Raw genomic sequence first — 15,500 nt, forward strand, 5'->3', positions numbered from 1 at the left:
AACTGAGAATGGTTTTATGGGATTCGCTCAACCTCGCGGTTTTGCAGCCCTTTGTACCATCCATTGTAGCACGTGTGTAGCCCAGGTCATAAGGGGCATGATGATTTGACGTCATCCCCACCTTCCTCCGGTTTGTCACCGGCAGTCACCTTAGAGTGCCCAACTAAATGCTGGCAACTAAGATCAAGGGTTGCGCTCGTTGCGGGACTTAACCCAACATCTCACGACACGAGCTGACGACAACCATGCACCACCTGTCACCTATGTCCCCGAAGGGAAAACCCTATCTCTAGGGCGGGCATAGGGATGTCAAGACCTGGTAAGGTTCTTCGCGTTGCTTCGAATTAAACCACATGCTCCACCGCTTGTGCGGGCCCCCGTCAATTCCTTTGAGTTTCAGTCTTGCGACCGTACTCCCCAGGCGGAGTGCTTAATGCGTTTGCTGCAGCACTGAAGGGCGGAAACCCTCCAACACTTAGCACTCATCGTTTACGGCGTGGACTACCAGGGTATCTAATCCTGTTCGCTCCCCACGCTTTCGCGCCTCAGCGTCAGTTACAGACCAGAGAGTCGCCTTCGCCACTGGTGTTCCTCCACATATCTACGCATTTCACCGCTACACGTGGAATTCCACTCTCCTCTTCTGCACTCAAGTCCTCCAGTTTCCAATGACCCTCCACGGTTGAGCCGTGGGCTTTCACATCAGACTTAAAGGACCGCCTGCGCGCGCTTTACGCCCAATAATTCCGGACAACGCTTGCCACCTACGTATTACCGCGGCTGCTGGCACGTAGTTAGCCGTGGCTTTCTCGTTAGGTACCGTCAAGGTACCGCCCTATTCGAACGGTACTTGTTCTTCCCTAACAACAGAGTTTTACGATCCGAAAACCTTCTTCACTCACGCGGCGTTGCTCCATCAGACTTTCGTCCATTGTGGAAGATTCCCTACTGCTGCCTCCCGTAGGAGTCTGGGCCGTGTCTCAGTCCCAGTGTGGCCGATCACCCTCTCAGGTCGGCTACGCATCGTCGCCTTGGTGAGCCATTACCTCACCAACTAGCTAATGCGCCGCGGGCCCATCTATAAGTGATAGCTAAAAGCCATCTTTCAATTTATCTTCAGGCAAAGATAAAAGTTATCCGGTATTAGCTCCGGTTTCCCGAAGTTATCCCAGTCTCATAGGCAGGTTGCCCACGTGTTACTCACCCGTCCGCCGCTAACCACCGAAGTGGTTCGCTCGACTTGCATGTATTAGGCACGCCGCCAGCGTTCGTCCTGAGCCAGGATCAAACTCTCCGAAAAGAAGTTTGACTTGCTCAAATTTACATCTGGCAATTCTTTTTTGTGACTTAAAAGCCGCTTGTTTTGTTTCTATATAATAGAAACGTTTTAGCGCTTGGTTTTGTTTAGTTTTCAAAGAGCTGATTTTTCACGTTGTCGTAAAAGCGACTTTAATAATATATCACAATATCAATTTCGCCGTCAACATCTTTTTTTAAATCTTAATTTTTCAATTGCCACTCGTTTGAAGCGACGTTTATAAATATATCATCATTGAAAACTAATAACAAGCTTTTTAAGCATTGTAAATTATGGAAGTACTATACTAGCAAATTCAATGCCTCTTCAAAAAATGCGCGCCCACACTATCCTTGGACGCACAGATTTATACCTCAACCAATTCGACTCCATGTAGCTATATATTCAAAATTATCATTAGGTACTTGTACTTTAGGTTCATCTTTTATCCATTCTCCAAAAACATTTAACTCTTTACATGCTAAATCAAATTGACACATAGCAATGCCCATATCTAAGAGTTGCATATCATATCCTAACTTAGTGCTATAATTAGGAGTATGTTCTATATAAAAATGACATAAATTTTTTTCTTGAGACAGAAGAACTCTCCAAGGTTGCTTATTTGATGCGGAAGGACCTATCCTTACCATTTCAATAGGTGTTTTCAAATCACCTGCATCTTCTTTATTTAAAGACGTAGTGAAATTAGTATAATAAAATAGTTGATCCCACCCTTTTTTATTGTCTGCCTTTACAACAAGTCGAAGAGCTTTATTAAACACTCTTTGTTTATCTTTTGGATAACCTATTGGCGTTATACAAGGTATAAACTCGTCTTCACGTATGTTAATTTCCTTTTCAAAAGAGTTCCTATTAAACGTTCCTCCCATCCAACAGGTACCAATATGCATTTCTGTCATATATAACACTAGTTTATGAAATACATATCCAAATTCAATTAATGAATTAGTATTGTTTTCACAAACCCCAACTATGTATGCTCTTGGATTTTTAATGAAACCATATGTACCCAATTTAATGCCTTTGTCAGTTGTATTATGAGTAACTTGAACAAACTCAATTCTTCCTGTTCTATGGAAAGGACCACATAAATTTTCATTATTACTAATATACTTTTGTATTTGTTTAAGGTCTGATTCACTTATGCTTTGAATATCATATGTTCTTATCGATTGCCGCTTTTTCATTGTTTCTATTATTGACACATTAATACCTCCATTTGTATCTGCACTAGTGAGTTATCATTCATTAGTCACTCGCGGTTACGGACTTAGGCAAAGATTAATTTCCTCTCATTATCATCACCTTTGACACTACCGATTCTCACTTTTACTTTTCTATATCATACTATCATAGAATCCCTTTGCTCGTTCGATAAAACAAAGCAAGACAGTAAATCAGCAAAGCACCCTACCGCCTCCCTTTTGACGTTTCACTTTTGTAAATGTTTTATTCACCTAAAAAAACACAAAGCATTATACTTTGTGTTTTTGTGAAATTAATTAATAAATGAAGGTATTCGTATTAATCCATCTTTTTTATGATTTGAATTGTATGAATTATACTTAATGATACTACGATGATTTGTGCTGAGTTTGAATGTTAATATGTACTCACGCTTATCCATAGTACGTGTTTCAAGCAGAAAATGGTATTTTTCATAATTCAACTTATAATGGTTAAATGTAATTCCTAGTAACTCCTCAGATTTAACTCTTGTATCCTCATGATTTTTGATAAAAGATATCAACTCTTCTACTGATACATTATTTGAGTTAATCATAGTAATTATTTGTTCCGATGTTTGCTGAAATACTTGTTTTGTTTTTTGAATTATATTTTTTAATTTATCATTCAAACAAATCTCTCCTTCAGGTTTCTCTACTGATAGCTTTCACAAAACTACATAAGCTATTCAATTAATATCTACCTGAGCGGATTGAAATTTTAAAGCTTATACATAGTTCGTATACCTATAAATAATCACTACTATGAAATTAGGTGAGACTCTAATTGTCTACGAATATCATCAGGTATTGGTTCAGACTTTTGTGTGTTTCGATTAAAGTTTACATACGTTACTATTCCTTTTGCACATATCTCCTTGTCCTGGAGTATCTCTTCATAAAGTTGTAGGCTTGAATTCCCTAACCTTTTAACCGACGTACATATAATAACTGGTCTACCAAAGTAGATTTGACGGATAAAATCAATATTCATGTTAATAATAATCATTTTCCAATTATCAAACGAGTCATCTGGGTTAAAAAGCTTGAATATTTCATGTCTCCCTGCTTCTAACCAAATCGGGATAGTTGTGTTATTAATATGACCAACGCCATCTGTTTCTGACACCCGGGGATGAATAATAGTTTTATACATGCTATCTCCCTCCTAAATAACAAAAAAACGTCACTCGCAACCTGTCAACGTACCATCATATGCGTTTGTGTAAATACTCTCAATTTCTTTTAAACCTAATTTTTTTGGACTTCTACTTAATAACCTTTTTTGTTTTATTCCGTTTACTATTAAGTTACTTAAATCAGATTGTTTAATATCGTATTCTTTTAAAGTAGTGGGTAGTCCTAAATCTTTTATTAAGTCAAGTAAGCTCTTCACAACCGCGACAGATACCTCGGTCTCTTTAAGACCCTCCGTTTTTAGTCTTAATGCCTTCGCTACGTTAGTCATTTTCTTAATACAATCTGGCCAAATACTATCGTACACATATGGTAGAAGTATAGCATTCGACTCACCGTGTGGGATTTTAAAGAGTCCACCAAGCGGATATGCCAACGCATGTACTCCAGCAACTCCAGCATTATAAAAACTAAGACCAGCAAGCATACTTCCCATTGCCATTTCTTCTCTAACATATCTATCTTGGGGATTAGACAGCGCAGATCGAATATTAGATGAGATTTTTTCAATTGCAGCTAACGCGAGCAGATCAGTCATCGGGGTAGCGTTTACGGACGTGTATGATTCAATGGCATGAGTAAGAGCATCAACACCGCTTGAAGCCGTTATTCTTGCCGGCAATGTGTAAGTTAAGGTAGGATCCACAATAGCATAGTCTGCTAGTAGCAATGGGTCAGTAATAACATCCTTCGATTCATTTAGTGAAAAGACTGCAATATCCGTTACTTCTGATCCTGTTCCCGCAGTAGTAGGAATTAGCACTTTCGTTATTCCCTTTTCAACTAATTGACGATCACCTGTCAAATTTAAGTAATTTTCTACCATACCTTCATTTCGGGCGACAACAGCAGCAGATTTTGCCAAGTCAAGTGCACTTCCTCCCCCAATGCCTATCACTAAATCGGGATCAAACAAACGTATTTCCTCAACAATCTCATTACCCAACTGTAATGACGGCTCAGGAACAACTTTTGTTGATTCGCACATTTGTATGTTATGTTCTTCTAAAAGGTTAAAAAGTGAATCTAATGCACTTAGCTTTTTTAAAATAGGATCTATTAAAACATATACTCTTTTAGTTGACAAATATTGAATAATATCACTAACTTTATCTAATGAGCCTTCTCCATAATAGATTTTATTTGGTGATATAAATTTATACACTAGCAACCACTCCTAACAAACATGACACTAAATTAAAAGTCATAATTTAAACTAATGAATTTCATGTTTACCATCTCACGCATAGCGTATTTAATGCCTTCGTATCCGTATCCAGATGACTTAATACCTCCATACGGCATATGGTCGAATCTCAAAGTAGGAATATCATTTACGAGCACCTGCCCCACTTCAAGCTCGTGAGCAAATCGTAATGCTTGCGGTAATACATACGTAAATAAACCGGCATTCAATCCATAATCACTATTATTCATCTCAACAAGAGCCTCTTCTGCGGTTTCAACCTCATTGATAATTACTACTGGTCCAAATACTTCTTCACAAGACACTTTCATACTTGCAGGTACATTCAACAAAATGGTCGGTTTCATGCCGTACTGAAGTAATTCACCACCAGAAATTAATGTAGCTCCGCCCCCAATCGCTTCATGTACCCAGCTTATAATTCGCCTTTGAGCATTTTCATCAATAAGCGCGGAAAGGTTTGTGTCATCATCAAATGGATTTCCGTATTGTAATAACTCAGTAGCTTCTTTAAAAATTCGAATGAATTGTTTGCTAATACGTTTATCAACATATATTCTCTGCGTACTTATACAAACTTGACCATTATAAGAAAAAGCTCCTTCTACTGCTTTTTTTACTATTTCTGCTATTTTCTCTTCTACACTTTTATCCACATATATAGCAGAATTATTCCCTAGTTCTAATGTAACCTTTTTTAGCCCTGCGCGAGATTTAATTTGCTTCCCTACTTTTGGACTTCCTGTAAAAGATATTTTTGCTACATCGGGATGATCTATCAAAATAGCACCTAAACGCGGACCATCTCCTGTTATTACCTGATAAGCATACGGTGGTAAACCTACTTCGTTCATTACCTCTAAAAGCTTAACTGCTGAGAGTGGTGCTTTTTCAGCCGGCTTTACAATGATGGTATTTCCAACTGCAAGTGCTGGCCCAACTTTATGCGCAACTAAGTTAAGCGGAAAATTAAATGGTGTTATCGCACCGACAACTCCAATAGGTTGAAAGATTGTATAGGCATCTCGACCAGCACCATTCGCCGCTGCATCTAAACGAATCGACTCTCCCTCAAGCTTGCGTGCCTCGATTGCTGAGAATTTAAATGTTTGTATTGTGCGATCTACCTCACCACGGGAATATCTGATTGGTTTACCAGACTCTAATGTAATAACACGTGCAAATTCTTCTCTTAATTCAGCAATTCTTTCACTTATCTTATCTAATATTTGTGACCGTTTTTCTGATGATAACGCTCTCATTTCCTTATAAGCATACTTACTTCTTTCAATGGCTTGTAACATCTGTTCGTTACTACAATCAGGAATATCTAGAATTTTTTCTCGTGTATGTGGATTTAAAAGTGGATACGTTTGTCGCGCAGATGTCATTAAATCATTTAAGTATCTACAATACACTTGCATCCTCTCACCTCAATTTTATTTTTAACTGAATATTCTTTCAAATATATTTATTTAATATTATACAATATTTTCTCTTCAATCGTATTATGCAAACTATTACTTCCTAAATAAAAAGAAGCTAACACTATTTACAAAATATGGTTAGCTTCTGGGTTACATATTATGGATTGTCATACTATTATGTCTACGCTCTTAGTCTTTGATTTTCACAGGTGTTACAACTGCGTATAAATTTTCTGTTGGTACTGATACATTAACTGAGATTACTTTGTAACCAGCAGTGTTTTTATTTGCTATAACTTTTACATGATTGCTATTCATTCCGTGTCATCCTCTCGTCATATATTCACACAAGACATAATATATGTGAGAGTCTGAAAAATGTGCTATGTATGCTTAAAATTTTTAAAATTAATTGCTTGGCTTAGCAATTTAAGTATAGAAACAAAGCTGACAAAAGGCACATAACCTGAATTGTACTGTTACAGTTCCTCATCACTATGCGATCTAACAATGTCGCACACCACAAACTTGTAACAATAACACTAAACATTGGCGTGTACTCACCTGAATTTGCAGCAGAATATTCAACAATAAAAGCAAAAAGCATGTGATTTAGACTAAATCACATGCTTACTTGAAGTCGGTTGCCTATGCTTGTATTTCAAAAACTAGGTTAAGTCTTGTTAATTCAATGACATCTTTAACCATTCCATTTATTCCTTTTAATATAATTTTGCCATTTTCATTTGTAATTTTTTTGTGAAGTCCAACTAATACACCTAAACCGGAACTATCAATATACTCTAATTTTTTCATATCAAATACAAACATTACGTACCCTTGTTCAACATAATTATACACTTCATCCCGAACAGCATTTGATTCCTGAACATACATTTTTCCATCAAGCATTATATATACACTGTTATCTTGTATTTCACTACTTATCCTCATTGAAATCCCCTCTCATGTTTTTGTATAGTGTGACCTGATTACCCAAATCGTTATATACAATGGTATCCATGAGCTTTTTCATTAAGTATATTCCTCTTCCTGATTCGGAATAAGCCCACATCAATTCGTCCATAAGCTGATCATTTTTTTCTTCTATCTCTTGTAACTTCTCGTTAACATTGAAACCGGGACCATTATCAGATACCGTAATTTTAAATTCTTGATTAGTTTGTACAATTTCTACTGTAACTTCAGTTGAAGCTTTAAGAGCATTATTTAATGCTTCATTAAAGGATATTTCCACAAACCCAAAATCCTTATCAAAAGCTGATTGAAATAAACTTGATGATTGCTGCTTAATAATTTCAATGCCCTTCCAGTCATTCACACACACTGTTTCCTTCAATAGAACTGTCCCCTGCCTTTTTACGAATAAACTCATAACAGTTGCATCGTCCTGTAAAGTACTTTGATTACAAAACTGTTCTAAAATCGAAAATAAATTTTCCGCCTTACTCGTTGGGTGGAGTACATCGGTTATACCATCTGTCAAAAAGTGAACTATATCTCCTTCTTGCAGATCTATTATGTACTCATCAAATGGCACATTCTCAAACATCCCAATACAATAAGCTTTGTTCGATATCTTATGAACCTTACCTTGTTTCTCAATAAAAAACTCATTAATTCCACAAGGAACGTAATGAAGGATTTGCTTTTTTACATCATACTCGAAATAGACACCAGCAACAAACACTTCGTCAGTCAAATATTTAGTGATTTCCTGATTAATGTATTTAACTTTATCAGCGAGGGATACTTGCTTCTCAGCAATAGTTTGAAACAAAACTCTTAATACAGATGTTTGTAACGCTGTTGCTATGCCATGACCCATTGCGTCAAATACAACTCCAGCTAATTTTGTATCATTTTCTATCCATTTATAATTAAAGAAGTCTCCACTCACGTATTGATTAGGTTTAAAAATATATTTAAGTCCGACAAATTTATTATCAAATGGTTCAGGTAGAAAGCTAGATTGAATTTTCCCCGCTAACTTAACATCATTTTGGATTTGTTCTTTTTCTGTTAAATCCCTTAGCAAACAGACAGTATTTGTTCTATTTCCTGATTCATCCATAATGGCATCTACTCGCAACCAAAGAGATTTGAGATGACCATTTGTTAGCTTAATATTAATTTGTCCTTCCCAAGCATTACCTGTTAAAATCGTCGACCTCACTTCTTGTTGCATTTCTTCAAGCCCTTGTTCTTTAATTCTATCAGAGATATTTTTTTGTAAAACCTCTTCTTTTTTTCGGTTGAACATTTTTTCATATGCATCATTTACTGTTATGATTTTACCGTTTTCATCTATTATGACAACAGCTTCCCTCATACTTTGAACGAGCTTTGAAGCTATTTTTAACTGTTTTTCACTCTCCTTAATAAGAGTGATATCCTTTGATATTCCATACAACCCAATGAGTTCATCTTCTATAACAATAGGTGTTGCTTTTACACTTAAAATTTTCTTCGTACCATACTTATCAATAAGCTCTGTTTCAAACTCCAGTGATTCAAAGTTCTCCACAACCCTTTTAAAATATTGTCGAGTTTCTTCGTTATATTTTTCATCAATTAGCTCACTATAGTGCATATTTTGCAGCTCTTCATCACTATATCCTGTCAGCTTTAAACAGGCTTCATTAACCTCAAAGAATCTACCAGACGGTTCAATCAAATATACAGCATCATTGTTACTGTGGAACAGCGCCTTGTAACGCTGTTTTCTTGCCGCAAACTCTACTGCTATCCTCTTTCTTTCACTTATATCTCGTTGAAACCCAACGAAATGAGTAAGATTTCCTTCCTGATCACGAATTGCATCAATTTTCAATTCATTCCAAAAAGGTGTTCCATCTTTTTTGTAGTTTAATATTTCTACAATTATTCCCTCGCCCTTTTTTATAGCTTGTGAGATTTTTGCTACGGTTGCTTTATCTGTACCTGAGCCTTGTAGAAATCTACAATTACGGCCTAGTACATCATCTTCTTCATATCCGGTTATAGACTTAAAAGCTTTATTTACAAAAATAGTAGGATTATCGGGTAAATTAGGATTGCTTATGATAACTCCTGTTGTAGACTTTTCAATAGCTACTGATAATACAACATTTTCCTTAACAATATTTCTTAATTCTAACTCTGACATCACGAGCGCAGCATATTCAGATAACAACGCCATTTGCTCATCAGTGAATTTTCGAGGCTTTGTATCTTTTAGACAAAGAGTACCAATTACATTGCCCTTCTTTGTCCGTAATGGTGCTCCAGCATAAAAGCGCAGTCCAAGTTCACCAGTCACTAATGGGTTATCAGCAAAGCGTGGGTCCTTTGTAGCATCTTTAACAATCATTGGTTTGTCACCAACTACTACATGATGACAAAATGCTACTTCGCGGCTCGTCTCCGTAATACCACTAAGTCCCACACACGATTTAAACCATTGACGATCTTTATCAACAAGCGAGATTAGACAAATCGGAACAGCAAACATTTGACTAGCAATTTTAGTAATACGATCAAATGCTTCTTCCTTTTCTGTATCCAAAATATTTAAAGAAAGCAATTCTTCTAATCTTCTTTTTTCTCGTTCTTGTAAATGTATTGTTTTCATATAAAAATCATCCTTTGTTAAATAATACTTAACATATGTAAGTAAATGGACGGAACTTCTCCCTCTATAATATCATGTTTTGTCAACATATTTCGACAGGACATTTTCGATATACTGTGAAAATCTTCACTTGCAAATAGGGCATTCGCTAAACTTTTAGCAAGCCTACTAAATGCAGTTTCCCGTTCGTAAACTCGGCGCTATTAGAAATGGATGATCAATCTTTAGAGTAGAGTAGAGAACTGATTTCAAAGGGATGGCTTCCGCCATCTCTTTTATTTTCAGCTCCCCCTCATCAAACCGTACGTGAGGTTTTCCCTCATACGGCTTTCCGACGTTCTTCTTCCTTTGACTTTACGTACTTGCTTAACTTGCCAATGTCACTAATATGAATTGTATTTCTCTTACTGTGTCTTGTAGATAAGCATGTTTATGACGTCTGTTTCTCTTCTTATTATTGAAGAGATTCAAACGCTGTAAAACGTACCAGTCGATGCGATTCAACCACCTCTTAGATAATGGAGAAAGTTGATAGTAGTTCTTAAATCCCTGTAGTTTACGATTTAAACCTTTTACTAGCTCCTTTATATCCATAAATAGTTTACTACGTGGCTCGGTATAGTCTTTTATCTTCTTTCGCATTTTCTTCATGGCTTTCTTACTTGGGATATGATTCATGATAAAGAATGTACGCTCCCCTTTCTTACGAATGGGGAATTTACGATGATGAAACCCCAGAAAGTCAAACCCTTCAGAGTCATCCCAAATATTAACTAGTCTTGATTTCTCTTGATGTAGAGAAAGGTCCAGTTTCTTCATAATGGTTTGAATCACTCGTACACTTTCCACGGCTTGCTGTTTCGTCTTACACAAGATGACGAAGTCATCCGCATATCGAACGAGAGTGCCTAGATGATTGAATTTCTTTTCCCATAAAGTATCCATCATATTTAAATAGATATTCGATAGTAAAGGAGAAATGACACCCCCTTGCGGGGCACCTAATAGAGAATTTCGGAGTTTTCCTTCTTCCATAATGCCTGCTTGTAACCATTTTCGAATCAGCTTTAGTACCCTTCGGTCACTAATACGTTGTTCAACTAGTTTCATCAGTTTATTATGGTTGATGTTATCAAAGTATCCTTGGATATCGACGTCTAATACCCAATAGCTCTTTTTACTCTCTTTACGTATCTTCGCTATTGCTTGATGTGCATTTCTTTTGGGACGAAATCCATACGAACATTCTTTGAAATCTGCTTCGAAGATTGGTTCAATGACTAGTTTTGTTGCCATTTGTGCAACTCTGTCTTTAATGGTTGGAATTCCTAGTGGCCGTTTCTTTCCATCATCTTTTGGGATGTAAGTTCGTAGAACTGGTTGTGGATGATATCGCTTTTCTTTTAACTCTAAATAAAGTTCGTTCAGAAATTTCTTCTCACCATACACTTGGATATCTTCTAGTGACTGCTCGTCTACTCCTCCACTTCCCTTTTTACGTTTCACTCTTTGCCATGCCTCCCATAAGACATCAGGTCGATAAATCTTATCATATAGCGCATGAAATCGACGTGTTTTGCTTTCCTTGGCACAAAGGTATAATGTTTTCCAGAGTTCTTGAGCTTTGGCATGATTGGTGTAGTTAGCCATTTTCTTGGCATTCACTGACTCTTACCTCCTTTGAACATATGAACGAAGTAGGGTATTGGCTTGCGCCGTCCTTCCCTAGATAACGTTATGTTGTCGTTATCATTACCGGTACTATGACCCCCTCCGACTCCCTCTCGACCATCTACCACTTCGTTTCCACTTATAGGTTTCTGCTTTACTTTCTAAAAAAAGTGTCGAGGAGAGTATCCCCAGTTCCGTTAATTACTGTTCTAACATGTCGCTCCCCTTACCCCAGGGGATTCTTCGGTGCTGTTCTTCCAAGTTCTTCACACCTTCCGTGGTTTTCGCCCATATCCACTAGGCTCAACTTCCCTTTCATCCTCGAACGAGGGTTGTAATTGACGAGGCGGCAGGATTCACTTTATGTTACAACCTGTTAGTTTGCTCGCACTCACGAATGAGTTACTTTGTCACAGGGCTTCAACCTTAGGATTTCTCCACCAGTTGCCTGTCAGCTACTGAGCGTCTTGGCACTTACTCAGGTTGGACTTTCACCAACTAGCAATTAACGGCTTGCTGGGCACGCAAAATATAAAAAACGACTGATTAATAAGTCAGTCGTTTTAAATCAATTAATTGTTACCTTTTTTAAATACTCTTATACCACTTGCATCTTGTCCTTTCTCTGCCATTCGTAGCAACGATAGAAGCTCTTCACTCTCAATTGCTTCTGGCGTTACATCGTTAATCATTAAATCGACACCAGGTGCTTCGGAATACAAGCTATATTTTGTAAAATAACAACCGTTCTTTTTAAACATGTTATGTGCATCTGTTAATAATTTTGCACTGTGTTCTATGGAACTGTCAGTCAATTCAAGTCGTAGCATGACTTCCGTACTTAACGGCAGTGATTTATCAAAGGTCATGCCTAGTTCAAATAAGTCCGGATTTTCTAACGTTTCTTTATCGTACATGACCATCGTTCTGTTATTGATGTATCCAAGTTCTCTTGCGACAAGCGCTTTTGCTAGGGCTGAATACTCATCGGACAATCTTTGCCATGTGTTAAATTTTCCTAACACATAAGAATCATAATCATCCCGCAAAACTTTCCCATTTCGTGCATACACTAAGAAGTGGATATCAATATTTTGCGAGGAGCTTACTCGTGCTGCATAGGATGCATTCTTAAAGTTATAGTATGTTTCTTCAACAACAGGATCAATAAAAGAATAGTTCCTCTCCACATATTTGTGAATAGCCCTATCAGCTAATTTCGCTGATATTGGATTCCCGACAAATGCATTCGCAACAAATAATATGATACCAATAAGCATAAATGCAACTAATGCCGCAATAATTTTTAATAGTTTTCTACTTTTCATATTCTTACACCTCTTTTTTAAATGCAAAATGCAACAGCTTCGCAATAAGACCCCTAAGTAACATCAGTAGTGTAAAAAGTCCACTAAAAAACATTGGATAAGTGGATATTTGAAAATGAAACCCGCTTTCTATAATTACTTGTACGAACTGCCATATATAAGAAACAATAAATACTCCAACTATGCCAATTTACTGATGAATCTCCTCTAAACTTGTGTAATGAGTAAATAGCCTTCAAGAATGTCTCCTGTAATAGGTCCGCTGAAAGGGTTGGATCGTGTGTAAGAAACAGCAAATATTGATACACATCCTGACTGTACATTGCATATATTTTTTGTATTCGCTTCACCCTAATTCTCCTTTCTACTTAATTAGTCGCTCAATAAAGGAAAATATTACACGTTTTTTTATTTTTTTGTATAAAGTATGATAATGTACAATGTCTAACAATTACTAAAATTTTCTTGGCACCTTCTTAGATTTGACTAACGATGAATAGTTTACCTTACAACAAAAAATCTGCCCTCCCTTTACAGGAAGTGGCAGGTTTTACGAAACGCTTACTCCATTTTTAATAAATATTAATAACTTGTCAGTAATTTGCGGAAGCCATTCTTCTAAATTGATATTTTCGTCCTCAAGGCCTTCCATCATCAACTGTGACGACAGAACATGAAGTGTTTTAGCGATAAAGGATATATCAATATCTGAACGGACTTCACCTGCACTTATGCCAGCTTTCAAGATATTTTCATATACGGTTGCTACATTAAAATCCTCTATGCCTAGTACTTCACGCACTAATTTTTTATCTTCAAACAATTTCGTTCCAATTTTTTCATACGCAGGATAATCTGCTGCAAATGAAGCTCCTGCTTTAAATAAACGTTTAAAGCTATCAAAGAAGCTATCTTTAGTACCTTGTAACACAGGTAGCATGTAAGCTTGCTTTTCTTGCTTAATTAAGTTAATTATGTGCAAATATATATCTTTTTTGTCTTCAAAGTAATCATAAAAGCTACTACGAGGTATTTGAGCGCGCTTTATAATAGAAGAAATTTTGACTTCATTGTATGATTGTTCAGCGAATTCTTCTATAGCTGCATCAAGAATTTGCTGCTGCTTTTCTTCAGTTAATTTGAAAAAAGTTTGTTTTGGCACAAAATCACTCCTACTTCTACCTTTTCACTAAATCTTCTATATAAGAAATGGCTTTATCTAATCCTCTTTCTGCTTCTATTTCTTTTTGTATGTTCATTGCACTTTTTATATATTGAGCATTCTCCATTAGTTGTAGTGCTGCCACTAGCTCTGACGTTTTGAGATTTTTTTCACGTAAAGGCTTTATAGCATACCCCTTAGAGTGAAGCTGATATGCCCAAAATGGTTGGTCAACTGTAAACGGCATAATAAGTTGAGGAACACCACTTAATAAAGCTTCCGCCATTGTTCCTACACCACCATGGTGAATGATACCCTTCGCTCGTTGAAAAATCAACCGATGAGGAGCTTTACTCACAGAAAATATAGTCTCATCATGCTGAAAACTCATACCACTTGTTCCCGTTAAAATAACCGCGCGATTATTTGTTTCTCTAAGAGCAGTTAGAAGTTTCTCTTTAAACGCTTCCGGATTTTTCAAAGGCATACTACTAAACGAAACGACAATAGGCTTATCACCTCGGGAGATAAATTCATCTAGTTCTTCTTCCAAACTAGCATTCTCCATCTCTAAATAAAAAAATCCAGTCAAAGACACATGGTCCTTCCAACTTTTCACTTCTTTAAACAATGCTGGGCTGATCGGATATACGATAGGGATTTTTTGCTCACTCACCTCAAACAATCGCTCACCTGTTTTTCTCTTTGGTAAACCTAAAGACTTAGCTCTAAACTCATTTATATGTTTTATATATGGGGACTCACTAAAATGAATTGCTTTGTACGTGAGACGATTTAAAAATGGACCGAGATTTTTTGTGGCAGATATCGCGAAATTAGGAAACTCCGTAATAGGATATACAATGGGTACCGGTGGTAAACAAATGCATGGAATCTTCAGATACTCAGCAATATCAACTGCCCCTAGCGCCTTAGGGTGGTAAACAATTAAATCAGATCCTGAAGCAGCAGCCAAAAAATCATCCATACTTTTTCTATACGCTGGTGTAATAACCTCTTTAGCATACTTCATCATCTTGAATATGTTGTATTGACCACCGTTAAAAACTCGTCTTCCCTCTTCACTATCAACGATTGCCATTAAGTCAGCTGATGCCGGATAAAACGTAATACCATAATTTTCTATAAAACTTTTAAATGTAGCTCCTGTACATATCACGACGTCATGCCCACGTTTGACCAATTCATTCCCAAGAGCAACGTATGGTTGAACATCGCCTTGACTCCCTAATGTTAAAAACGTTACCTTCATACTTTTTCCCCCAGTTTATTTATTCATTTATTTTTGTTTGTTGTCCAATCAATT

Annotated in this window: 13 protein-coding genes and 1 rRNA gene (1 of these 14 only partly in view); all 14 read right to left on the minus strand. The window is 36.8% G+C overall.

Going from position 1 to position 15,500, the window contains the following annotated elements; translation table 11 throughout:
• Positions 1-1,300, minus strand: a 16S ribosomal RNA gene (locus EJF36_RS11890) (it extends 289 nt beyond the left edge of the window).
• 371 nt (positions 1,301-1,671) lie between these two features.
• Entirely contained in the window at positions 1,672-2,526 is an 855-nt protein-coding gene (locus EJF36_RS11895) for a nitroreductase family protein (RefSeq protein ID WP_260471888.1), read from the minus strand.
• 293 nt (positions 2,527-2,819) lie between these two features.
• Positions 2,820-3,179 (minus strand): hypothetical protein, encoded by a 360-nt coding sequence (locus EJF36_RS11900; protein ID WP_125906532.1) that lies wholly within the window; start codon positions 3,177-3,179, stop codon positions 2,820-2,822.
• A gap of 131 nt (positions 3,180-3,310) precedes the next feature.
• Entirely contained in the window at positions 3,311-3,703 is a 393-nt protein-coding gene (locus EJF36_RS11905; protein WP_125906533.1) for an acyl-CoA thioesterase, read from the minus strand.
• A gap of 30 nt (positions 3,704-3,733) precedes the next feature.
• Entirely contained in the window at positions 3,734-4,909 is a 1,176-nt protein-coding gene (locus tag EJF36_RS11910; protein ID WP_125906534.1) for an iron-containing alcohol dehydrogenase, read from the minus strand.
• Between the two features lie 32 nt (positions 4,910-4,941).
• Positions 4,942-6,375 carry an aldehyde dehydrogenase family protein gene (locus tag EJF36_RS11915; protein ID WP_125906535.1) on the minus strand — a complete coding sequence of 478 codons (1,434 nt, stop codon included), beginning with the start codon at positions 6,373-6,375 and terminating at the stop codon, positions 4,942-4,944.
• A gap of 192 nt (positions 6,376-6,567) precedes the next feature.
• Positions 6,568-6,696 carry a hypothetical protein gene (locus tag EJF36_RS21865; protein WP_260471889.1) on the minus strand — a complete coding sequence of 43 codons (129 nt, stop codon included), beginning with the start codon at positions 6,694-6,696 and terminating at the stop codon, positions 6,568-6,570.
• Between the two features lie 330 nt (positions 6,697-7,026).
• Entirely contained in the window at positions 7,027-7,332 is a 306-nt protein-coding gene (locus EJF36_RS11920) for an STAS domain-containing protein (protein ID WP_125906536.1), read from the minus strand.
• Positions 7,319-10,012 carry a PAS domain S-box protein gene (locus EJF36_RS11925; RefSeq protein WP_125906537.1) on the minus strand — a complete coding sequence of 898 codons (2,694 nt, stop codon included), beginning with the start codon at positions 10,010-10,012 and terminating at the stop codon, positions 7,319-7,321. The genes EJF36_RS11920 and EJF36_RS11925 overlap by 14 nt, the downstream gene beginning before the upstream one ends.
• A gap of 366 nt (positions 10,013-10,378) precedes the next feature.
• Positions 10,379-11,677, minus strand: a complete 1,299-nt coding sequence (gene ltrA / locus EJF36_RS11930; RefSeq protein ID WP_125906538.1) for a group II intron reverse transcriptase/maturase — start codon at positions 11,675-11,677, stop codon at positions 10,379-10,381.
• 578 nt (positions 11,678-12,255) lie between these two features.
• A complete protein-coding gene (locus EJF36_RS11940; RefSeq protein WP_125906539.1) occupies positions 12,256-13,011 on the minus strand; it encodes a YfjL-like protein in 756 nt (251 codons plus the stop codon).
• Positions 13,012-13,094: 83 nt separating this feature from the next.
• Positions 13,095-13,334, minus strand: coding sequence for a sigma factor (locus tag EJF36_RS22190; RefSeq protein ID WP_395940633.1), 240 nt, complete (start codon positions 13,332-13,334; stop codon positions 13,095-13,097).
• 227 nt (positions 13,335-13,561) lie between these two features.
• A complete protein-coding gene (locus EJF36_RS11950; RefSeq protein WP_125906541.1) occupies positions 13,562-14,173 on the minus strand; it encodes a TetR/AcrR family transcriptional regulator in 612 nt (203 codons plus the stop codon).
• A 16-nt stretch (positions 14,174-14,189) separates the two neighbouring features.
• A complete protein-coding gene (locus EJF36_RS11955; protein WP_125906542.1) occupies positions 14,190-15,446 on the minus strand; it encodes a glycosyltransferase in 1,257 nt (418 codons plus the stop codon).
• Positions 15,447-15,500 lie beyond the last annotated feature (54 nt).

The organism is Bacillus sp. HMF5848, assembly GCF_003944835.1.
GTDB lineage: Bacteria > Bacillota > Bacilli > Bacillales > HMF5848 > HMF5848.

Coding starts and splice junctions, on each gene's coding strand:
- EJF36_RS11905 (WP_125906533.1), bottom strand. CDS start 3,703: ATGTATAAAACTATTATTCATCCCCGGGTGTCAGAAACAGATGGCGTT.
- EJF36_RS11915 (WP_125906535.1), bottom strand. CDS start 6,375: ATGCAAGTGTATTGTAGATACTTAAATGATTTAATGACATCTGCGCGA.
- EJF36_RS21865 (WP_260471889.1), bottom strand. CDS start 6,696: ATGAATAGCAATCATGTAAAAGTTATAGCAAATAAAAACACTGCTGGT.
- EJF36_RS11920 (WP_125906536.1), bottom strand. CDS start 7,332: ATGAGGATAAGTAGTGAAATACAAGATAACAGTGTATATATAATGCTT.
- EJF36_RS11925 (WP_125906537.1), bottom strand. CDS start 10,012: ATGAAAACAATACATTTACAAGAACGAGAAAAAAGAAGATTAGAAGAA.
- EJF36_RS11940 (WP_125906539.1), bottom strand. CDS start 13,011: ATGAAAAGTAGAAAACTATTAAAAATTATTGCGGCATTAGTTGCATTT.
- EJF36_RS22190 (WP_395940633.1), bottom strand. CDS start 13,334: ATGTACAGTCAGGATGTGTATCAATATTTGCTGTTTCTTACACACGAT.
- EJF36_RS11955 (WP_125906542.1), bottom strand. CDS start 15,446: ATGAAGGTAACGTTTTTAACATTAGGGAGTCAAGGCGATGTTCAACCA.